This is a genomic window from Tsukamurella sp. TY48 (assembly GCF_019656655.1).
Taxonomy (GTDB): Bacteria; Actinomycetota; Actinomycetes; order Mycobacteriales; family Mycobacteriaceae; genus Tsukamurella; species Tsukamurella strandjordii.
This window is the reverse complement of record NZ_BPMV01000001.1, coordinates 701,962-722,499: the sequence shown is the minus strand read 5'-3', so window position 1 is coordinate 722,499 and position 20,538 is coordinate 701,962. Positions and strand designations below refer to the sequence as shown.

18 protein-coding genes and 1 tRNA gene are annotated in these 20,538 nt (G+C 69.7%); 10 read left to right on the top strand and 9 right to left on the bottom strand.

The annotated features are described in order from the left end of the window. The first annotated feature begins 6 nt into the window (after positions 1 to 6). A complete protein-coding gene (locus tag TTY48_RS03535; protein ID WP_220656190.1) occupies positions 7 to 1,107 on the top strand; it encodes a TrkA family potassium uptake protein in 1,101 nt (366 codons plus the stop codon). On the opposite strand, the gene TTY48_RS03530 is transcribed toward TTY48_RS03535, so the two are convergent. Then, positions 1,104 to 1,976, bottom strand: a complete 873-nt coding sequence (locus tag TTY48_RS03530; protein WP_220656189.1) for a TIGR03621 family F420-dependent LLM class oxidoreductase — start codon at positions 1,974 to 1,976, stop codon at positions 1,104 to 1,106. The genes TTY48_RS03535 and TTY48_RS03530 overlap by 4 nt on opposite strands. Before the next feature lie 110 nt (positions 1,977 to 2,086). On the opposite strand from TTY48_RS03530, the gene TTY48_RS03525 reads away from it, so the two are divergent. After that, complete coding sequence (locus TTY48_RS03525) at positions 2,087 to 3,313, top strand: HNH endonuclease signature motif containing protein (protein WP_220656188.1); 1,227 nt, start codon at positions 2,087 to 2,089, stop codon at positions 3,311 to 3,313. 4 nt (positions 3,314 to 3,317) lie between these two features. Here TTY48_RS03525 and TTY48_RS03520 read toward each other — a convergent pair whose 3' ends face one another. Next, a complete protein-coding gene (locus tag TTY48_RS03520; protein ID WP_220656187.1) occupies positions 3,318 to 4,136 on the bottom strand; it encodes a sulfurtransferase in 819 nt (272 codons plus the stop codon). Between the two features lie 14 nt (positions 4,137 to 4,150). Here TTY48_RS03520 and nudC point away from each other — a divergent pair, with 14 nt between their 5' ends. Beyond that, a complete protein-coding gene (gene nudC / locus TTY48_RS03515) occupies positions 4,151 to 5,056 on the top strand; it encodes an NAD(+) diphosphatase (RefSeq protein WP_220656186.1) in 906 nt (301 codons plus the stop codon). Here nudC and TTY48_RS03510 read toward each other — a convergent pair. Continuing rightward, positions 5,053 to 5,292 carry a mycoredoxin gene (locus TTY48_RS03510; RefSeq protein ID WP_220656185.1) on the bottom strand — a complete coding sequence of 80 codons (240 nt, stop codon included), beginning with the start codon at positions 5,290 to 5,292 and terminating at the stop codon, positions 5,053 to 5,055. The two genes, nudC and TTY48_RS03510, sit on opposite strands and share 4 nt — an antisense overlap. Positions 5,293 to 5,386: 94 nt before the next feature. Between TTY48_RS03510 and TTY48_RS03505 the strand changes: the two genes are divergently transcribed. Together TTY48_RS03505 and TTY48_RS03500 are read left to right on the top strand one after the other, a co-directional pair. After that, complete coding sequence (locus TTY48_RS03505) at positions 5,387 to 7,480, top strand: ATP-dependent DNA helicase UvrD2 (RefSeq protein ID WP_220656184.1); 2,094 nt, start codon at positions 5,387 to 5,389, stop codon at positions 7,478 to 7,480. A 609-nt stretch (positions 7,481 to 8,089) separates the two neighbouring features. Then, positions 8,090 to 8,344 carry a WhiB family transcriptional regulator gene (locus TTY48_RS03500; protein ID WP_220658431.1) on the top strand — a complete coding sequence of 85 codons (255 nt, stop codon included), beginning with the start codon at positions 8,090 to 8,092 and terminating at the stop codon, positions 8,342 to 8,344. Positions 8,345 to 8,395: 51 nt separating this feature from the next. Here TTY48_RS03500 and TTY48_RS03495 read toward each other — a convergent pair whose 3' ends face one another. The 3 genes from TTY48_RS03495 to TTY48_RS03485 form a co-directional block, all read right to left on the bottom strand. Beyond that, positions 8,396 to 9,712, bottom strand: a complete 1,317-nt coding sequence (locus TTY48_RS03495; protein WP_220656183.1) for an AarF/ABC1/UbiB kinase family protein — start codon at positions 9,710 to 9,712, stop codon at positions 8,396 to 8,398. 16 nt (positions 9,713 to 9,728) lie between these two features. Further along, a complete protein-coding gene (locus tag TTY48_RS03490) occupies positions 9,729 to 10,622 on the bottom strand; it encodes a hypothetical protein (RefSeq protein ID WP_220656182.1) in 894 nt (297 codons plus the stop codon). A gap of 118 nt (positions 10,623 to 10,740) precedes the next feature. Then, positions 10,741 to 12,078, bottom strand: a complete 1,338-nt coding sequence (locus TTY48_RS03485; RefSeq protein WP_220656181.1) for a zinc-dependent metalloprotease — start codon at positions 12,076 to 12,078, stop codon at positions 10,741 to 10,743. Positions 12,079 to 12,161: 83 nt separating this feature from the next. Here TTY48_RS03485 and TTY48_RS03480 point away from each other — a divergent pair, with 83 nt between their 5' ends. Beyond that, positions 12,162 to 13,178 carry a PDZ domain-containing protein gene (locus tag TTY48_RS03480; protein ID WP_255585483.1) on the top strand — a complete coding sequence of 339 codons (1,017 nt, stop codon included), beginning with the start codon at positions 12,162 to 12,164 and terminating at the stop codon, positions 13,176 to 13,178. Here the strand turns inward: TTY48_RS03480 and TTY48_RS03475 are convergent, their stop codons facing one another. Continuing rightward, positions 13,179 to 13,781: a PPA1309 family protein gene (locus TTY48_RS03475; protein WP_220656180.1), complete on the bottom strand. Its 603-nt coding sequence runs from the start codon at positions 13,779 to 13,781 to the stop codon at positions 13,179 to 13,181. Positions 13,782 to 13,862: 81 nt separating this feature from the next. On the opposite strand from TTY48_RS03475, the gene TTY48_RS03470 reads away from it, so the two are divergent. The 3 genes from TTY48_RS03470 (at position 13,863) to TTY48_RS03460 (ending at position 17,657) form a co-directional block, all read left to right on the top strand. After that, positions 13,863 to 16,814, top strand: coding sequence for a UPF0182 family protein (locus tag TTY48_RS03470; RefSeq protein WP_220656179.1), 2,952 nt, complete (start codon positions 13,863 to 13,865; stop codon positions 16,812 to 16,814). Between the two features lie 111 nt (positions 16,815 to 16,925). Continuing rightward, positions 16,926 to 16,999: transfer RNA gene (locus TTY48_RS03465), tRNA-Met, on the top strand. 100 nt (positions 17,000 to 17,099) lie between these two features. Next, positions 17,100 to 17,657 (top strand): sugar O-acetyltransferase, encoded by a 558-nt coding sequence (locus TTY48_RS03460; RefSeq protein WP_220658429.1) that lies wholly within the window; start codon positions 17,100 to 17,102, stop codon positions 17,655 to 17,657. Here the strand turns inward: TTY48_RS03460 and TTY48_RS03455 are convergent. Then, a complete protein-coding gene (locus tag TTY48_RS03455) occupies positions 17,647 to 18,036 on the bottom strand; it encodes a DUF3060 domain-containing protein (protein WP_220656178.1) in 390 nt (129 codons plus the stop codon). The genes TTY48_RS03460 and TTY48_RS03455 overlap by 11 nt on opposite strands. A gap of 241 nt (positions 18,037 to 18,277) precedes the next feature. On the opposite strand from TTY48_RS03455, the gene TTY48_RS03450 reads away from it, so the two are divergent. Next, positions 18,278 to 19,237: a sulfite exporter TauE/SafE family protein gene (locus TTY48_RS03450; protein WP_220656177.1), complete on the top strand. Its 960-nt coding sequence runs from the start codon at positions 18,278 to 18,280 to the stop codon at positions 19,235 to 19,237. Between the two features lie 3 nt (positions 19,238 to 19,240). Here the strand turns inward: TTY48_RS03450 and TTY48_RS03445 are convergent, their stop codons facing one another. Continuing rightward, positions 19,241 to 20,476: an MFS transporter gene (locus TTY48_RS03445; protein ID WP_220658428.1), complete on the bottom strand. Its 1,236-nt coding sequence runs from the start codon at positions 20,474 to 20,476 to the stop codon at positions 19,241 to 19,243. Positions 20,477 to 20,538 lie beyond the last annotated feature (62 nt).

Here is a 20,538-nt window from a genome sequence, read left to right as displayed (position 1 = left end):
GTAGGTATGTCCGCACGCAGCTCATTCCGGCGCCGGAGCAAATCCGAGCTCACGGACCTCCCCGACCACGCACTGGTCAACGTCCTGCGCATTCCCGCAGGCGACACCAACCCGTGGCGCGCCATCTGGGCGCGTGTCCTCGTGGCCCTCGGCGCGCTCTTCCTCGCAGTGTTCATCGTCTACCTCGAACGGGACGGTTACCGCGATACCGCCGTCGAGACCGGGTACCAGGGCAAGACCCAGCTCACCTTCCTGGACTGCCTCTACTACGCCACCGTCTCGCTCTCGACCACCGGCTACGGCGACATCACGCCGATCAGCCAGTCCGCGCGCCTGATCAACGTCCTGTTGGTCACGCCGCTGCGCATCCTGTTCCTCATCGTCTTGGTCGGTACCACGCTCCAGGTGCTCACGGAGCGGTCCCGCCAGGCGTTCAAAATCCAACGTTGGAGGTCTGCTGTGCACAACCACACGATCGTCGTGGGCTACGGCACCAAGGGTCGGACCGCGGTGAGCGCGATGATCAACGACGGTATCGAGCCCGGCAAGATCGTCGTGGTCGACACCGATCAGGCGGCCCTGGAGGTCGCCGAGATCGACGGCCTGGTCACGGTCCGCGGAGACGCGACCAAGGCCGATGTGCTGCGGCTCGCCGGCGCCCCGCGGGCGGAATCGATCATCATCGGCGCGAACCGCGACGATGCCGCGGTGATGGTCACGCTGACCGCGCGCGAGCTGGCGCCCAAGGCGAAGATCGTGGCCTCGGTCCGCGAGTCCGAGAACACGCACCTGCTGCGCCAGTCCGGCGCCGACTCCGTGGTGGTCTCGTCCGAGACCGCCGGCCGACTGCTGGGCATGGCGACCACCACCCCGTCGGTCGTGGAGATGATCGAGGACCTGCTCTCGCCCGGCGACGGCTTCAACATCGCCGAGCGCGAAGTGACCCGCGTCGAGGTGGGCCGCTCGCCGCGGCACCTGCCGAACATCGTGCTCGGCGTGGTCCGCAAGGGGCACCTTTACCGCGTCGATTCCCCGGCCGTCTCCGTGGTCGAGAACGGCGACCGCCTGCTGTACGTGCGCAACGCGGACGCGAAGGTCTCGAGCTAGCGCAGCAACGCGATCAGGGGCGCGAAGGCGTCCATGTTGTTGTCGAGCACGGTCACGTAGTTGATCCCGTACTCCGCGCGCAGCGTGCGGAGCCGGTCCGCCATGTCCCGCGGCGTGCCGACGAGCAGGCTGAGGTGATCCTCCGGCCGGTCGACGCCCCGCGCCAAGTGCGGCCGCACCTGATCGAGCTGCTCATCGCCCGCACCGGGGCCGAAGAGCGCCTGGACCAGGATGTTGATCTCGACGGTGTCCGCGCGCTCGCCGAGTGCCCCGCGTAGCCGGGCGATCCGCCGCGCCGCGTCGGTCTCGGTGGCCAGGGTGAGATGACCACTGTCGTCGGTGCTCGCGCCTGTGAGGGCGACGATATCGGCGTACCGCGCCGCCACATCCAGCATCCGGTCGCCCCAGCCCGCGATCAGGAGGGGTGGGCCGCCGGGTTGGACGGTGCGTGGGCGGTGATCCGGATCGGCGAACCTTCGCCGCAGGGTTGCGGCGGTCTCGGCGACGCGGTCGACCCGCTGCCGCGCGGACGGGAATTCGATTCCGGCCTCGTCGAACTCGGCCTTGACGTATCCGGCACCCAACCCGAGTTCGATCCGCCCGTCGGTGAGCCGGTCGACGGTGGCCGCCTCTCGCGCCAGGAGGGTCGGGTTGTAGAACGGGGTGTTGAGGACGACGGTGCTGACCCGGACGCGGTCGGTCGCCTCCGCCGCGAGCACGACGGCCGGAAAGGGCGCCATCGTGCCCAGATGATCGGGGACGCCGATCACGTCGTAGCCGAGGGCCTCCGCCCTGCGGCACTGCGCGATCCACTCCGCGCGAGAGCGGACCGATCGCAGGGTGACGCCGAACCGGAAGTCCATGGCCATGCGTCCATTGAATCAGGTTGCGAACCGTGCTGTGGGGTGTCTCCGAATCGATTGACCCGGTTGAGGTTTCAAGTCAGAAACTTGTCGGTGGGTGGTCGTAGTGTGCGGGTATGGACGAGGAAGACGGAACTGATGCCGCCGTCGGCGGTGACGTCGGCGGTGATGTGGTTGCGGGCCTGGGTGCGTTGGAGCGGGCTCGTGCGCGGGTGATCTTCGATCAGTATCGGTTGATCGCGGAGTTGTTGCGGGTGCGGGTGTGTGAGCGGATCGCTGCCGGTGTCGCACAGGACAGGTGGGAGACCGGTGTCGCGGCAGAGATCGGGTTGGCGTTGCGGGTCTCCCCGCATCGCGCCGCTTCCATGGTCAACCGCGCTCGGGTGTTGGCGGCGGATCTGCCCGCCACCTCGGCGCGGTTACGCGATGGGGATGTCTCGCCGGAGGCGGTGGAGGTGATCATCTCCGGCCTCTCGCATCTGGAACCGCGACTGCGCACTGAGGCCGATACCGCCCTGTGCGGCGAGATCTTCGAGGCGAGCGGGTTGGGGTTGCGGCGGTTGCAGGACACGGTTCGGCAGGCGGCGTACCGGTTGGATGCGCGGGCCACAGTGGACCGGATCGGGCAGGCAGCGACGGACCGGCGAGTCACCATCCGTCCGGCGCCGGACTGCATGGCGCGGGTGTCGATCCTGCTGCCGGTCGCGCAGGCCGTCGGCGTGTACGCGGCACTGAAAACCACTGCGGACGCCGTCTTCGGTGCGCCAGGGGAGGCGCGGAGCCGGGCGCAAATCATGGCCGACACCGCATTCGCGCGGCTCACCGGCCGTGACGCCGCGGCCGGCCAACCGGTCACCGTGAATCTCACCATCCCCGCGGCGGTCCTCCTCGGTGACCAGCCCGGTACCGCGCACCTCGCGAACGGCGGCACACTCCCGGCGGAGATCGCCCGCCACCTCATCGGGACAGCTACCGAGCACGCCGTGGCCTGGGTCAAACGCTTGTACGTGCGGCCGGAGTCCGGGGCGGTGGTCGCGATGGATTCCCGGGCGCGGTTGTTCCCGGCGGGGTTGGCGGAGGTGATCGCCGCCCGCGACCGCTATTGCCGCACCCTGTACTGCGAGGCACCGATCGCCCACACCGACCACATCGTCGCGCACACAAAAGGCGGCCCCACGAATGTGGAGAACGGGCAGGGGCTGTGCGCGGCGTGCAACTACGCCAAAGAAGCCGCCGGCTGGACCAGCCGCACCGTCACCGACCCGACCGCGAGGCACACCGTCGAAACCCGTACGCCCACCGGGCATGTGCACCGATCCACGGCACCGCCCCAGGCGGCCTGAGATGTCAGTCGCCGGTCGCGACGGGGCGGGTCCCGTCCGCCGCGTACTGCGACCACGATCCGGGATACAGTCGCCCACCGGTGAATCCGGCATGCTCGGCGACGATCAGGTTGTGGCACGCGGTCACGCCGGAGCCGCAGTAGGCGACGTACTCGCCGTCGGGGGAGAGGCCCGCATCGGTGAATCGAGCCTGCAGCGCATCCACGGGGCGCAGCCGGCCGTCCACGAGGTGCTCACGGCAGGGCACACTCCGTGCGCCCGGGATGTGGCCGGCGCGGGCGTCGATGGGCTCCGTCTCGCCGCGGAACCGCTCGGCCGGCCGCGCGTCGATCACCGGTGCCGCACCGGTTTCCGCGAAACGCGCGGTCTCGTCGATCGAGGCGAGCCGATCGGCGGGCCACGGGCGCGGCGTGAACGCGGCGGGCTCCGGAATCACCGCCTCGGTGACCAGAGGCGCCACCGCCTCGGGCGGACCGTCGAGCAACGCGGCGGATTCGCCCAGCACGCGCAGCAACCACACCAGGCGCGCGGCCATCACTCCGCCCTCGTCGTCGTACGCCACCACGGTGGCACCGTCGCCGATCCCCGCCGCGGAGAGCCCGGCGGCGAAGACCTCGGGGACCGGCAGCGGGTGCCGCCCTTCGGCGGCAGAGGCGGGTGCGGCGAGATGGGCGTCGAGGTCCACGAAGACGGCCCCCGGCAGATGCCCGGCGTCGTAGGCCTCCCGCGTCGACCTGCCGTCCAGATAGCAGCGGGTGTCCGCCAGGATCACCCGGTCTCGGTTGTTCCGGACCCAGTCCGCGTCCACGATCGGCTCGACCATGCGCACAGCCTACGATGGTGAGCGTGGCGAAGCTCAGCTTGACCGTGCCCCCGCTCCTCTCGCGCTATCACGTGGACCGCGCCGACGAACTGCGTGCCGACGCCGCCGCGCTCGATGCGGCCTGGCCCACCGCCAAGGTGATCCGGGTCGATCCGCGCGGCCGCTTCGATCTGGACGACACCGAGCTGGTGTTCGCGCGCGGCCACGAGGTCGCGGCGCAGCGGCCGGCCGGTGCCGTGCTGCTCGGCCGGGTGGACGGTGCGCTGATCTTCGCGCTGCGCGTCGAGAAGTTCGACGGTGCCGATCTGCGGATGCGTGGACACCTGCTGTCCGCGGTCGATTCGGCGCTGCTCGCCGAGGCGCTCGGCATCCTCAATTGGCACGCGGCAGCGGGTTTCTCGCCCGTCGACGGCGCGTCGACCGCAGCGGGCAAGGCCGGCTGGGTGCGTGCGACCTCCGACGGCCGCGAGGAGTTCCCGCGCACCGATGCCGCCATGATCACTCTGGTGCACGACGGTGCCGATCAGATCCTGCTGGGCCGCCAGCACCAGTGGCCCGAGCGGCTGTTCTCGCTGTTCGCCGGTTTCGTGGAGCCGGGGGAGTCGCTGGAGCAGTGCGTGGCCCGCGAACTGCACGAGGAGATCGGCATCACGGCCGACGAGATCACCTACGTGGCCAGTCAGCCCTGGCCCTTCCCGCGGTCACTGATGCTGGGCTTCACCGCCCGCGCCGACCGCGAAGTCGAACTCGACTTCCGCGACGGCGAGATCGCCGAGGCCCGGTGGTTCAGCCGCCGCGAGGTGCGGGACGCGCTGGCAGCGGGGGACTGGAGCACCGACGCCCCCGACGCGCCCCTCCTGCTACCCAACTCGATCTCCATCGCCCGTGCCATCGTCGAGGCGTGGGCGGGAGTCGACTAGACCCCGAGCTTGCGCTTGACGTCCGCGAGCGACGGGTTGGTGGCCGTGCTGCCGTCGGCGTACTTCACGGTGGGCACCGTTTGATTGCCGCCGTTCACGCCCTGCACGAACTCCGCGGCCGAGGGATCCTCTTCGATGTTGATCTCGGTCCACTCGATGCCGTTGGCCTTCAGGCCGGTCTTGAGGCGGTTGCAGTATCCGCACCACGACGTGGTGTACATGGTCAGCTGGCTCATACCGTTACTCAACCATGCACGGTTCGCAGTTCTTCCCACGGCGTCGGAGCCCGCGGACCGCGACCTGTCGGACCCGGCTGGAATACTCGATGATGTGATCGAAGCACTGGACCCGGAGCAGCAGGAAGCGGTACTCGCACCGCGCGGACCGGTGTGCGTGCTGGCGGGTGCGGGCACGGGCAAGACGCGCACGATCACCCACCGCATCGCACACCAGGTGGAAACCGGTCACGTCGCTGCGGGCCAGGTGCTCGCCGTCACCTTCACCTCCCGCGCGGCGGGGGAGATGCGCGCCCGGCTGCGCAACCTCGGCATCGGCGGGGGCGACGGGACGCCCGGTGTCCAGGCCGTCACCTTCCACGCCGCCGCCATGCGGCAGCTGCGCTACTTCTGGCCGCGTGCCATCGGCGACACCCGCTGGGAACTGCTGGACAACAAGTTCCCCATCGTCGGCCGGGCGGCACGCGACTGCGACCTGCGCCCGGAGACGGACACGGTGCGCGATCTGCTCGCGGAGATCGACTGGGCCAAGGCCTCGCTGGTCACCCCGGAGACCTACGCGCTGGCCGTCGAACAGGCGGGCCGCACCGCGCCGCTGGCCCCGGCCACCGTCGCCGACGTGTACGCCGCCTACGAGCGCCGCAAGACCGACCAGGACGGCAACCGCCTCCTCGATTTCGACGACCTCATCCTGGTGACCGCCGCCATCCTGGAGGACAACGCCGTGGTGGCGGACGAGTTCCGCGATCGCTACCGCAGCTTCGTGGTCGACGAGTACCAGGACGTCACCCCGCTGCAGCAGCAACTCCTCAACGCCTGGCTCGGCGACCGCGACGATCTCACCGTGGTGGGAGACGCGAACCAGACCATCTACTCCTTCACCGGCGCCACCCCGAACTACCTGCTCGACTTCACCCGCCGCTTCGAGGACGCCGTGATCGTGCGGCTGCAGCGCGACTACCGCTCCACACCGCAGGTGGTCTCGCTGGCCAACAAGGTGATCGGCGCGGCGCAGGGGCGCGTGGCCGGCACCCGGCTGGAACTCATCGGCCAGCGTCCCGACGGTCCGGCACCGATCTACGCCGAGGCCGACGACGAGCCCGCCGAGGCCAAACTGGTCGCCAAGCGGATCCGCGAGCTCATGGCCTCGGGCGTCCCCGCCAGCGAGATCGCCATCCTCTACCGGATCAACGCCCAATCGGCCGTCCACGAAGCCGCGCTCACGGAGGCCGGTATCCCGTACCAGGTGCGCGGCGGCAGCGCCTTTTTCGAGCGTCCCGAGATCGGCCAGGCCGTCCGTGAGCTCACCTCCCGCGCGGGGCAGTTCGGCGGCGTCTCCGGTGCCGAACTGATGTCGATGGTCGAGGGTGCGCTCGAACCGCTCGGCCGTACCGCGGAGCCGCCCGACGGTGCCCGTGCCCTGGAGCGGTGGCAGGCGCTCAACGCGCTCGTCGACCTCACGGCCGACCTGTCCGCACAGCGTCCCGGGCTCACCCTCGCCGAACTGATCGGCGAGCTGCGTGCCCGCGCCGAGGCCAAGCACCCGCCCACCATGGAGGGGGTCACGCTCTCCTCGCTGCACGCCGCCAAGGGCCTGGAGTGGGACGCCGTCTTCCTGGTCGGCCTCACCGAGGGCTCGGTGCCGATCGCGCAGGCCATCGCGAAGGGCGATCCCGAGCCCATCGAGGAGGAACGCCGCCTGCTGTACGTGGGCGTCACCCGCGCCCGCGAGCACCTGCACCTGTCGTGGGCCCTGGCGCGCAACGAGGGCGGCCGCAAGACGCGCAAGCGCACCCGATTCCTCGACGTCGTCTCCGCGCAGGCCGATGCCGGCCGTCCACGGGTCGCGGATGCGGGACCGTCGAAGGGCAAGCGCCGCTCGTCGGACATCTGCCGGGTGTGCGGCGGCATCCTCGACACCCGCGAGGAGAAGCTGCGCTCGCGCTGCGAGGACTGCCCGTCCGACCTCAACGACGCACTGGTGGAGGCGCTCAAGATCTGGCGGACGGGGCAGGCCCGCGATCAGCAGATCCCGCCGTACACGATCTTCTCCAACGCCACCCTGTTCGCGATCGCCGAGCACCAGCCCCGCAGCCGCGCCCAGCTGGTGCGGATCAACGGCATCGGCGCCACCAAGGCGGAGAAGTACGGCGACGAGGTACTCGCCCTCGTCGCCGAACACAGTTGAGCCCGGTCGCGAAAGTCGGAAAACCGCAGGTCAAAAATAACTTGTGCTCGATCTTTCTTCGGCATACTGTGGATCTCGACCGCACGGGATGACGCGCGAGGGTACGCCTTCGCCAGTCGGAACGTGATTGACCATCGCGCGAAAGGAGGCAAACGAAATGAACAACGCAGTAATCAACGCAGACCAGTTCACCGCAGCAAAGGGTGGAGTGTTCGCTGCAACAGCGGTTCGTGACGGTGCCTCCCACACGCTGCCCGGAATGTCGCCTCGACTGTGGCGTCTCCGTGAGCAGCCGATCCGCGGCGTCGATCACGAACCGCTCCAGCGCCCCGTGTGTCACATGCGACGAGGTTAGGTCTCAGACCCACCTTCTTCACATTCACCACGGGACCCGCAGCCGCGCGGAACCCGTGGTTTCACGGTACCTGAGCAGCCCCGCATCGTCGGGGTCTTCGCCAGGCCACCGCCACACACGGTCTCCGCACTCGACCAAGAACATCCCGAGCGCCCCATCGGGCGCCGCTACCGAGGCCACCTGAACAGCAGGTGGAATGGTGACCAGAAGTGCCGACCATCCTGGATGACAGACCCGTCTGCTCCGTAGAATCGATCAATGTCAACATCACCGGCAAGGGCCGCATCCCCTGCCGCGCAGGGGATCCCGACCTGTGGTTCGCCGAGACCCCGACGGATCTCGAGCGCGCCAAGCAGCTGTGCGAGACCTGCCCCCTCCAGCGTGCCTGCCTGGCCGCCGCGCTCGAGCGCGCCGAGCCCTGGGGCGTGTGGGGTGGACAGATCTTCGATCAGGGCGTCGTGATCGCCCGCAAGCGGCCCCGCGGCCGCCCGCGCAAGAATGCGGCCTGACGGCATTGAGCCCCGACCCGAAAGGGTCGGGGCTCATTCGTTTTCGGGGCGTCAGTCCTCGGAGTCGAGCAGCGGGACCCAGTGCTCGACGATGCCCCGGTACGGGGCCTCCGCCTCCATCTGCGAGCAGATGCCCACCATGCCCAAGAGCACGCGGAAGAGCATCACGTACTCCGGCGGCAGCGACAGCTTGCGTCCGGTCTGGAACTGCTCGCTGCGCACATCGGTGGAGGTGTTCGCCACCCGCATCAGCCACTTGCGGGTGAAGTGGAAGCTCTCCGACCGCAGCGGATCCACGTACGGCGCCAGGTAGCTGCGGATCTCCTCGGGTGTGATGTCCAGCCGCGGCGGGATGAAACCCTGGCTGCGGAGCAGCGGGAACAGGGCCTCGTAGTCCTCGTCCCGCGCCAATCGCAGGATCTGGCCGACCGCCGGAGGAATGCCGCCGGGGTACTCGGCGACGGCACCGAAATCGAGGGCGATGAGGCGGCCGTCCGGCGCGATCATGAAGTTGCCCGGGTGCGGATCGCCGTGCAGCAGGCCGGTGCGGGCCGGCGCGCTCACCTCGAACTCGGTGAGCTTCGCGGCGGCATCGTCCCGCTCCTGCTGGGTGCCATGGGCGATCACATCGCGCAGCGGCCGCCCGGTGACCCACTCGCTGATGATCACCTTGGGTGCGCTCGCGATCACCTTGGGCACCAGCACGTTCGGGTCGCCGTCGAAGGCCTTGGCGAACTTGCGCTGATTGGTGGCCTCGTACCGGTAGTCGAGCTCGGCCTCGGTGCGGTCGGTCAGCTCCTGCACCAGCGATTTGATGTCGGCTCCCGGCGTGAGCGGCTTGATCACCGAGCTGAGCCGGCCCAGCGCCTTGAGGTCGGCGCGCAGCGCCTCGTCGGCGCCCGGGTACTGCACCTTCACGGCCACCTCGCGGCCGTCGCCCCACACCCCGCGGTGCACCTGCCCGATCGACGCCGAGGCCGCAGCGGTGTCGTCGAAGGACTGGAAACGGTCGCGCCAGCCGGTGCCCAACTGCTGGCTGAGCACCTTGTGCACCGTCGCCGCCGGCATCGGCGGCGCCTCGTTCTGCAGCTTGGCGAGCGCCTCCCGGTACGGCTCGGAGAACTCCGGCGGCACCGCCGCCTCCATCACACTCATCGCCTGGCCGAGCTTCATCGCGCCGCCCTTGAGCTCGCCCAGCACCGCGAACAGCTGCTCCGCGGCCTTGGCCTGCAGCTCGGCGTTCACATCGTCCTTATCGGCACCGGCCAGTCGCTTGCCCCAGCCGACCGCGGTGCGGCCGGCCATGCCCAGCGGCAGGCCGGCGAGCTTCGCGGTGCGCTTCGCGCCGCCACGGGTGATTTCGGACACCTGGCCTCCTGAGATGTCATCCGGTCGAGTCGGCCGCGGAGGCCCTGCCGCACCCGCAACTGGGGTGCATGAGCCATCGCCGGACGGCGATACCGCAGCGTTCGACCTCCAACGTACAGCCGAGAACCGCCGGACCGTCTCCTTGGACTGCGGTGTCGCCACCCGCGTCGGCGGGTGCGTCGGCGGGATCGGACGATCCGCCCACCGCGACGGCCTCCACCTGCAAGGCCGCCACCGCGGCCGTCATCCGCAGGACCTGGGGCGTCGCCCGCCCCGATCTGCCGAACAACTGACAGGCCAGCGTGGGCCAGCCGGGGTCGGCGTCGGTGCGCGTGTGGTCGAGGCAGCGCAGGCAGGCGGTGGCGCCCGGCAGCACCAACGGCCCGATCACCCCGGCACCGTCGCGCATCACCACCGGCAGATGCGGCACCCGGCCGTGCATCAGCCGGCGCACCAGCACGGGGTCGGGGGAGAGGGCGTCGGTGAGCAGCACCAGGTCCACATCGCGGCCCTCGGGCGTCCAGCTCCGGGACGTACCCGCGCTCACCTGGACGCAGTCCAGGGAGGCGACCTCGTCGAGCAGGGCGTCGGTCACCTGCCCGCGACCGTGCAGGTGCACCCGCAGGGCGGCCGAGCGTGGCTCGGGTTGCAGCAGGCCGTGCTCGCGGAGGGCTTCCAGGAGCTCGGCCACGTCACCGTCGGTCAGGCCGGCATCCGCCGCCCGCCGGTGCACCTCGACGGGTGTGCGGTAGGTCTGCATCCATCGCAGCAGCCCGGCCGTGGCATCGGGGGTGAGCCACGGTGGCGGTCGCAGCACCGGCGCGCCCGTCGCGGAGGCGCCCAGCTGCACCAGGGTGGGTGGGCGCACCACCAGCGTGAGGTGCGGATCGAGCCGCAGCCGGTTCTCCATGCCCGGACTGTGCCATGCGCACTATCGCGCACGGCCCCCGAAAAGCGACTTATCCACAGGCCTTCATACCTGCCGACCTGCGGAAACAGGCCGTCAGGCGATTCGCTGCGCGATCAGGCTAGTCCTGGTCCTTCTTGCCCTCGTCCGCGTCCCGCTGCATCTGGCGCTCCAGCGCGGCGATCGGATCGTCCAGATCCGAGGCGTCGCCGAGGAAGCGGTCGATGAACCCGGCGGGCGAGTCCAGATCAGAGGAGTCGGGCATGAGGTCCGGGTGCTCCCAGACCCCGTCGCGCTGCTCCATGGAGGTGGCCGCGAGCAGCTTCTCCCACAGCGCGGCGGCCTCCCGCACCTTGCGCGGGCGCAGTTCCAGGCCGACCAGGGTGGCGAAGGTCTGCTCCGCCGGACCGCCCGACGCGCGGCGACGACGCATCGTCTCCCGCAGGGCACCCGCACTCGGCAACCGATCGGCGATGGCGGCGTGCACCACCGTCTCGACCCAGCCCTCGATCAGCGCGAGCAGCGTCTCGAGCCGCTCCAGGGCGGCCTTCTGCTCCGGCGTGGCCTTCGGCTGCAGCGCGGAACTCTGCTGCGCCATGAGCTGTTCCAGCTGCGCCGGGTCCGACAGCGCCGAGGGGTCCAGATTGCGCGACATCTCCTCGATGCCCGACATGTCGAACTGGATACCGCGGGCGTACTGCTCGACGGTGTCGAGCACCCGGGCGCGCAGCCACGGCACGTGCGAGTACAGCCGCTGGTAGGCGGCCTCGCGGGCGGCGAGGAAGACCAGGATCTCCTGATCCTTCTGCTCCAGGTCTTTTCCGAAGGCCTCGATCGCCTCGGGCAGCAGGGCCGCGGTGTCGTCGGGGCCCAGGGGCAGGCCGATGTCGGTGCTGGTGAGCACCTCCTTCGACAGCGTGCCGAGGGCCTGGCCGAGCTGAGTGCCGAAGGACATCGAGCCGAGCTGGCTGAACATGCCCAGCATCGGCGCCGCGACCTCGCGGGCCTCCTCGGGCAGGCCGCTGAGCCATGCGCCGGAGACCTTCTCGGCCACGGGATTCACGAGCCGCTTCCAGGTGGGCAGGGTCTTCTCCTGCCAGTCCACGGGCGTCCACGCGGCCGTCTTCTGCGGACCGGCGGGCAGCACGGTGGCCTCGTCCAGCCAGAGCTGGGCGAGGTGCATGGACTCGTCGATCGCGCGACGCTGACCGTCGGAGACCGGCTCGTGCTTGCCGAGGGTCTGGCGGGCGAGCTGGGAGGCCACGGTGTAGTTCACCGGATCACCGCCGGTGGCACCGGGACCGGTCATCCCGGTCCCCATGCCGGAGATCATCTGGCCGAGCTGGCTCAGCATGTCGCCGAGCTGGCTCATGTCGAAGGGCTGATTGGCGCCGAACGGCTTGTCACGACCGTCGCCGTCGTCATCCCGCTGGGAGAAACCGAAGGGCACATCGTTCATAACCCCACGGTACTGCCCGGAGCGCCCCGCTGCCTCCGGCTCCGTCACGCTCTGCGCGAACAGCCGCGACTACTGTGTGCTGCGTGACGGAACGCAGGATCACCACGGTACTCGCAGCACTGATACCGCTGCTGGTGCTCGCGCTGCTCGGGATGTTCGTGACGGTGCCCTACGTGGCCGTGGGCCCCGGCGACACCGCCGACACCCTCGGCGACTACAGGGGCAAGCAGGTGGTCACCGTCAAGGGGCTGCCCGTGCACCGTCCGGCTGGGCAGTTGCGGTTCACCACCGTGGCGGTGACCGACGGGCTGAACCTGTACGGCGCGCTGGGCATGTGGCTCAAGGGGAATCAGCTCGCGCCGCGCGACGCCTACTACCGCCCGGGACAGTCGCGCGAGCAGATCGAGGAGGGCAACCGGGAGCAGTTCGTGGGCTCCGAGTCGTCCGCCACGGTGGCCGCGCTGCGCTATCTCAAGGTGCCCACCGCGATCGGCGTGACCGGCCTCGTCAAGGGCGGGCCGTCCGACGGCAAGCTGCGCAGCGGCGACGTGCTCCAGGCCGTCGACGGTGCGCCCGTCACCGCGCCCGACACCGTCTCGAAGGCGATCGAGGGCAAGAAGGCCGGCGACACCGTGACCCTCTCGGTGCTCCGCGCCGACGGCCCGGCCCAGATTCCGGTCGTCCTCGCCGACAAGGACGGTAAGCCGCGGTTGGGTGTTCTGGTGGGCCAGGTGCCCGCCGACCCGAAGGTGGAGGTCGGCTTCGGCGTCGATCAGGTGGGCGGCCCGTCGGCCGGCCTCATGCTGACCCTCGGGATCATCGACATGGTCGAACCGGGCGATCTCACCGGTGGGCGCGTCGTGGCCGGCACGGGCGAGATCGGGTCCGACGGTGCCGTGGGCCCGATCGGCGGGATCAGCCACAAGCTCGAGGGCGCCAAGCGCGACGGTGCCACGATCTTCCTCGTGCCCGCGCGCAACTGCGCCGAGGCGAAGACCTCCCCGCCCGCGGATCTGCAGTTGGTGAAGGTGGACAACCTCGACGGCGCGATCACCGCGCTGTCGGACGTCCGCGAGGGGCGTCCCGCCCCGTCCTGCTGATCAGTCCTCGTCGAAGGTCGCCAGTAGGCCCTGGATCAGGCCGGGCGCCAACTGATCGGCGCGCAGCAGTTCGTTCGCGGCGAAGGGGTCGTCGTCCTCGTCGTCAGGGCGCAGCGTGAGCAGCGTGATCCGGTGGCCGTCGCGCAGCACCGCGGCCACCATCCGCGCCGTGCGGCGCTCGGGATGACTCTCGGCGGCGGCCCGTCCGGCCCGGTCCGAGGCCTCCTTGTCGGCGAGGTGCGGTTCGAGCGCACCGTCGAGATCGGACTCGGCGTTCGGCGGGAGCACGATGATCTCCTGCACCAGGGCGCAGCCGACCACCTCCTCCGGCCAGGTGGTGGTGGCGAGCACGTGGTCGAGTTCGGCGCTGCCGCCGGTGGGGTCACCGGGGAGCGGTTCCTGTTCGATCACGGTGAGCGTGGCACCGTCGTCCAGCATGTCCGCCCACTCGGGCTGGCTGGTCGCGAGCAGGCTGGTGGGGACCAGGCCGAACAGTTGCGGCGGCTGGCCCCATCCCTGCGGCTCCACGAACTCGATCGCCTCCTGCGCCGCGCGCCCCAGAGCCGCCTCGCCGAATACCTGGTCCGTCTCGTCGCCCGTCACGTCCCCATGATCGCATCCTGACGCCGATGGGGCCCGGAGCCGCCCCTTCTTCAATTCCGTCAAATCCGTACAGTGGAGCCCGTGACGACTCCTCGTGCTGCGGGCATCCCCTCCTTGTCGAGGCGGGCCAAAATCCTCATCGGGATCGCGGTGGCGCTGCTGGCGCTGCTGCTGATCGGGCCCCGAGTGGTGGATGTGTACACCGGCTTCCTCTGGTTCTCCTCCCTCGGACATGCGGGCGTGCTGCGCACCGTGCTGCTCACCAGGATCGCCTTGTTCCTGGTCACGGGCCTGATCATGGCGGCCTTCACGTTCGCCGGGTTGTGGCTGGCGTACCGGGTGCGCCCCGCCTTCCTGCCCTCGTCCACCGACGACCCGGTGGTCCGCTACCGCGCGGTGGTCACCAGCAAGCTGAAGACCTTCGCGATCGTCCCGCCGCTGCTGGTGGGATTGATCAGCGGCATCTTCGGGCAGGCGTCCTGGAAGGAGGTGCTGCTGTTCTTCAACCGGCAGCCCTTCGGCAGCACGGACGCCGAGTTCGGCAAGGACATCGGCTTCTACGCCTTCACCCTGCCCTTCATCGAGTTCGTGCTCGGTTTCGTCTTCGCCGGCCTGGTGGTGATGTTCCTGGCGAACATCCTGGCGCAGTACGTTTTCGGCGGTATCCGCCTGGCCGGGCGCGACGGTTCGCTCTCGCGGGGAGCCCGTATCCAGCTGGCGTCGATCGCCGGGGTCTTCCTGCTCGCGAAGGCCGTGGCCTACTGGTTCGACCGGTACGCGCTGGTCTACTCGGAGCGGTCGAACATGTTCACCGGTGCCGGCTACACCGACATCAACGCCATGCTCCCGGCGAAGGCGATTCTCACGGGCATCGCGATCATCTGCGCCGCCGCCTTCTTCGCCGGCATCGTGATGCGCGATCTGCGGGTGCCCGCCATCGCCACGGTGCTCATGCTGTTCTCCTCGCTGGTGGTGGGTGTCGGTTGGCCGAAGGCCGTGCAGACCTTCACCGTGGGCCCCAACACCGAGCGGGAGCTGCCGTACATCGCGCGCAACCTCGAGGCCACGAAACAGGCCTACGGGCTCACCGACGCCAAGTACGAGGAGACCGACGCGAAGGTCTCCGACGAGGTGCTGCAGACCCTGACGGCGAAGGACGCGCCCTCGCTGCAGAACGTGCGCCTGCTCGATCCGAACGTGGTCTCGCGGGCCTTCTCCACGCTGAACCAGCTCAAGGAGTACTACAAGCTGCCCGATCAGCTGGCGGTGGACCGGTACGACGTGGGCGGTCGCCAGACCAACGTGCTGATGGCGCCGATCGAGCTGAATCCCGATAAGACGCCCACGGACTGGACGTCGCGGCACATGGTCTACACCCACGGCAACGGCCTCATCACCGCGCCCGCGGGCGAGGTCGATCAGGTGGTCACCGAGGGCAATCGCGATGCGGTGAACAACACCGCGGGCGGCCAGCCGGTGTTCACCCGCGACGGCGTCGGCAAGCAGCAGACCGTCAAGCAGAACCGCATCTACTACGGCGAGATCATCGGGTCGGACCCGAACTTCTACTCGATCGTCGGCAGCAAGGGCGAGCCGCGCGAGTACGACAGCGACACCGCGAAGTCCCGGTACGACGGTGACGGCGGCGTGAACGTCGGATCGTGGCTGCCGCGCCTGGCGTACGCGATCAAGTTCACCGAGCGGAACATCCTGCTGAACCCGAACATCGGCGAGGACTCCAAGATCATCTATCAGCGCGATCCGCGCGACCGGATCAAGCAGATCGCTCCCTTCCTCACGGTCGACACCAAGACCTACCCGGTGGTCGATTCGAAGTCGGGCCGCATCGTCTGGGTGGTCGACGGTTACACCACGCTGCCGAAGTACCCGTACGCGCAGCAGACCTCGCTGTCGGACGCCACGGGCTCGCGCCAGCAGGTGGCGCCGGGGCAGCCGCAGCAGCGCCGCCAGCCCGACGAGAAGGTGGGCTACATCCGGAACTCGGTGAAGGCCACCGTCGACGCCTACGACGGTTCGGTGCGCCTGTACCAGGTGGACAACGACGATCCGGTGCTCAACGCCTGGAAGAAGATCTTCCCCGGCGTGATCGAGAACGGCGACGCGGTGCCCTCGGAGATCCGCCAGCACTTCCGTTACCCGCAGGACCTGTTCGAGGTGCAGCGATTCCTGCTGCAGAAGTACCACACCAGCGATCCGAACACGTACCGCCAGCAGAACGACGTGTGGCAGGTGGCGGGCGCTCCGGCCGATACCCCGGACAAGGACGGCCTGCAGGCGCCCTACTACTCGGTGGCCGCGGCCCCGGGCGGCGGTGCCACGCAGTTCCAGCTCGCCACGCTGCTGCAGCCGCGTGATCAGCCGTACGTGGCGGCGCGTGTCTCGGTGTCCTCCGACGGCGAGGACGCCGGCCGGATCATCGTGCGGGACATGCCCCGTCGTACGCCCGGACCGAGCCAGGCGGCCGACCTGATCAAGGGTTCGCCGCCGTACACGGCCGATAACGCCAACATCAGCGCGCTCAACCCGAAGTTCGGCAATCTCCAGGCGCTGGGGCTGTCGAACGGCGGCCAGGTGTACGTGTGGCCCATGTACGCGCAGAGCAGCGAGCGGAACACTCCGCCGAAGCTGATCAAGGTGCTCACGCTGAACCCGGTCACCTCCGGTGCCGGCTACCAGCCGACGGTGGCGGCCTCGCTCACGCAGGCCGGTTTCCGCGGTGTCGAGACCGCGCTCGCCGCGGCCGCGCCGGGTGTCTCCGGTGGGCCGAACGAGGCGACGGTGCCGGGCGGCACCCCCGCTGGGCCCGGAGCGCCGCCGGTTCCCGCGATCGTCCCGGGCGGCGACACCCCGGAGATCCAGGCCGCCGTGAAGGCCGTCTCGGACGCCTGGGGCGCGGTGCTCACTGCGCAGCGCAACGGCGATCAGGTGGCCGTGGGCCAGGCGATGCAGCGGCTCGGTGATTCCGTCAAGAAGCTGCAGGACGCCGAGGCGAAGTCGCGGGGCGGCAACTGATTCCGGCTCCCGGTCCGGCGTGCGCATCGGCACGCCGGCCGGGGAGACGGGCATCACGTTCAAACGATTTGCACTTCGCGAGCAGGTTCCAGTAACGTGGTGTTCACCCAACGCGGGGTGGAGCAGCTCGGTAGCTCGCTGGGCTCATAACCCAGAGGTCGCAGGTTCAAATCCTGTCCCCGCTACTAGGTCGAAGACCCCCGGAGAAATCCGGGGGTCTTCGCGTTTCTCGGGATGCTGGGCGCCGTGGGTATCGTCGGGCGGGTGACCAGCGAACTGCAGCGGATGCTGGGTGGTGAGCTCTACCGGGACGGCGATCCGGAACTCGTGGCCATGCGGAAGGCCTGTGGGCGCCTCCTGGACCGGTTCAATGCGACGTCCGCCGATGACGACGCCGAACGCGGCCAGATCCTCCACGAGCTTCTCGGCGGCATCGGCGAGGGATCGTGGATCATGCCGCGCTTCCAATGCGACTACGGCACGAACATCACCATCGGAGCCAACAGCTTCCTGAACTACGACGCGATCCTCATGGACTGTGCACCGATCACGATCGGCGACGACGTCTCCATCGGGCCTCGCACGCAGCTGCTCACCGCGCTGCATCCGATCGACGACCACGCCGCGCGCCGCGCCCGCTGGGAGACCGCCCGGCCGATCGTGATCGGCGACAACGTGTGGTTCGGCGGGGGAGTGATCGTGTGCCCCGGCGTGCGCATCGGCCGCAACACGGTGGTCGGGGCGGGCAGTGTGGTGACCCGTGATCTGCCCGACCATGTGGCCGCCGTCGGCAACCCGTGCCGGGTGGTGCGGGAGCTCCCGCAGGAGCCCGTCAGCAGCTGATCGCGTTCCCGACGCCGGCGGTACGGACCTTCGCCTTGCCGCCGGACGCGCAGCGGATGGAGTTATCGCTGCCGCTGATCTCCACGGCCGGGGTGGCGCCCAGCGTGACGGCGTTCCCGGAGCCCACGATCTCGAGGCGGCCGGCGTCCCGGAGGGTGATGGTGTTGTCGCTGCCGCTGATCCGGACCCGCTTGCAATTCGAGGTGAGAACGAGCGCATTGTCCGAGCCGGCGACCACGAGGTCGTCGTTGTTGCACGACAGGGTGCGCGTGGTGTCACTTCCCACGATGGTGACCTCCGCCGATGCCACCGGTGCGACGGCGAGGGATCCGGCTGCGAGGGTCGCGGTGGTGAGTGCGATCAGGGCGCGAGTGCGCATGACGGTGACATCCTTCCGGGATGGGACGAAAGCCGCGGAAACGGCGAATCGGACACTACCAGCGGAGCTGGGTCCGCAGAGGGAAACTCTCCGAGTCATTGCGCAGGCTAAACACCAGGTGGGAGGGTGATTTCGTTCACGGTGAGGCGGACTGTTCCGATCCGTTCGCGCCCGCGGCAGAGTGGCCTGTCATACACGGACGAGTCCCCTCGTCCGGCGCGCATCGCGAGGAGACCAGCCCATGCCCACCCTGCTCATCGTCGCCTTCGTGGGATTGCTCGGCCAGCTCGTGGACGGCAGCCTCGGAATGGCCTTCGGCGTCACCGCCACCACCTTCCTGGTGGCCCTCACCACGCTGTCGCCCGCGGCGATCAGCGCCACGATCCATCTCGCCGAGATCGGCACCAGCGCGGTATCGGGTGCCTCGCACTGGCGGTTCGGCAATGTCGACTGGAAGGTGGTCCGCCGCATCGGTATTCCCGGCGCGGTCGGCGCCTTCGCCGGTGCCACGGTGCTGTCCAACCTCTCGACGGAGGTGGCCAAGCCGCTGATGTCGGTGATCCTGTTGCTGCTGGGGCTCTACGTGCTGCTGCGCTTCACCTTCCGCGGCATCGACACCAAGAACCTGGGCCGCCCGCTCAAGTCCCGCTTCCTCGCCCCGCTCGGGCTGTTCGGCGGCTTCGTCGACGCCACCGGTGGCGGCGGCTGGGGGCCCGTGGGCACTCCCGCGCTCCTCGCATCGGGCCGGATGGAGCCGCGCAAGGTGGTCGGCACCATCGACACCAGCGAGTTCCTCATCGCGCTCGCGGCCTCCCTCGGCTTCCTGGCGAACCTGGGTAGTGAGAGCGTCAACTTCGCTTACGCCGGAGCGATTCTCGCCGGTGGCGTGATCGCCGCACCGATCGCCGCCTGGCTCGTGCGGCACTTCCCGCCCCGCCTGCTGGGCGCCTCCGTCGGCGGCCTCATCATCCTCACGAACGCCCGCACCCTGATCGGCAAGAGCGGACTCGCGCTCGACCCGGGCGTGCAGCGCATCGTCTACGTCCTGATCGTCGCGGGCTGGATCGCCGCCTTCGCGTACTCCTTCGTGCAGTACCGCCGCGACGCGAACCTCGAGTCCGCCGATTCGATCACCGAGCTCGCCGAGCGCAATGCCGAGGATCGGCGCGCGGGTGACGAGAAGGCCACCGTCCCCGCCTGATCGTCAGCGCGTGGGCCGCGGGATCCACGTCGTGAGCGAGGTGGGTCCCTCTCCGCGGTCGAGGGCCCGCACGAACACCGCGCAGCCGAGCCCGGACAGCACCGTGGCCACGAGGAACACCGTCGGGTAGCCGAAGGCATCGCCGAGCGCCCCGGCGGCGAACCCCGCCACGCCCTGCGCGCCCACCACGGCGCACGCGAGCAGGGTGTAATCGGCACCCGCGTGCTCCTCCTCGCAGGCGTCCATCATGAGGGTGAACAGCGCGACCGTCGCGGCGCCGCCCAGGATGTGCTCGGCCAGCGAGGCGGTGATCACCAGTCCGTACCCGCCGATCCCCACCGCCGCGGCCACGTACAACAGGATCGCGAGGGTCTGCGCGACGCCGCCGAAGACGAGCGCGGGGCGCCTGCCGTACCGGAAGGCCAGCCAGCCGCCCGCGGCCGAGCCCAGCAGTGCGCCCGCGGAGCTGAGGCCGCCGTTCACGAGCGCGATCTCCTTGAGGGTGAGCCCGGCGTCCTTGAGGAAGGGCCCGGCGATCGACGAGGCCATCGCATTGCCGAACTTGTAGGCCGCCAGAAGTGCGATGAGGGCGATCACCCCGGGACGGCGCAGGCGCTCCACCCAGGCGGTGATGAGGGCTCCTCGCGCAGGCGCGGGCCCCGCTGCGGGCGCGGGATCGTCGCGCACCAGCAGCACCACGGGCACGGTGCACACCAGGATCAGGCCGCCCAGGCTCAGCAGCAGCACGCGCCACCCGGCCTCGGCGTAGACCCACAGCAGCACGCCGCCGCCCACGATCATGCCGACCCGGTACGCGCCGGTCTGGATTGCATTGCCCAGGCCGCGTTCGCGAGGGCCCAGCATCCGTACGGCCAGACCGTCGGTCGCCACGTCCTGCGTGGCCGAGAGGAGGTTGATCACGGCGATCGCCACGAACAGCCACCGCAGCGATGTGGAGAGGTCGGCGGTGGCCAGTAGGAGGGCGGTGCCGGCCGCCCCGAGTTGGGTGCCGAGCAGCCAGCGGCGGCGGGTGCCCAGCCGGTCGACCGCGGGTGCCCAGAGGAACTTCACGCCCCACGGCAGGTACAGCAGCGAGGTGATGCTGATCGCGGTGAGGGAGTAGCCCTCGTCGCGCAGCACCACGGGGACGGCCTGGGTGAAGAAGCCGAACGGGAGACCCTGCGCGAAGTACAGGCTCGTCAGCAGGATCAGAACGCCGGAACGGAGCACGCCGACGATTGTGTCAGGTCACGAAAACGCCTGTGGCGGCCGATTCACGAGGAATCGGCCGCCACAGGCGT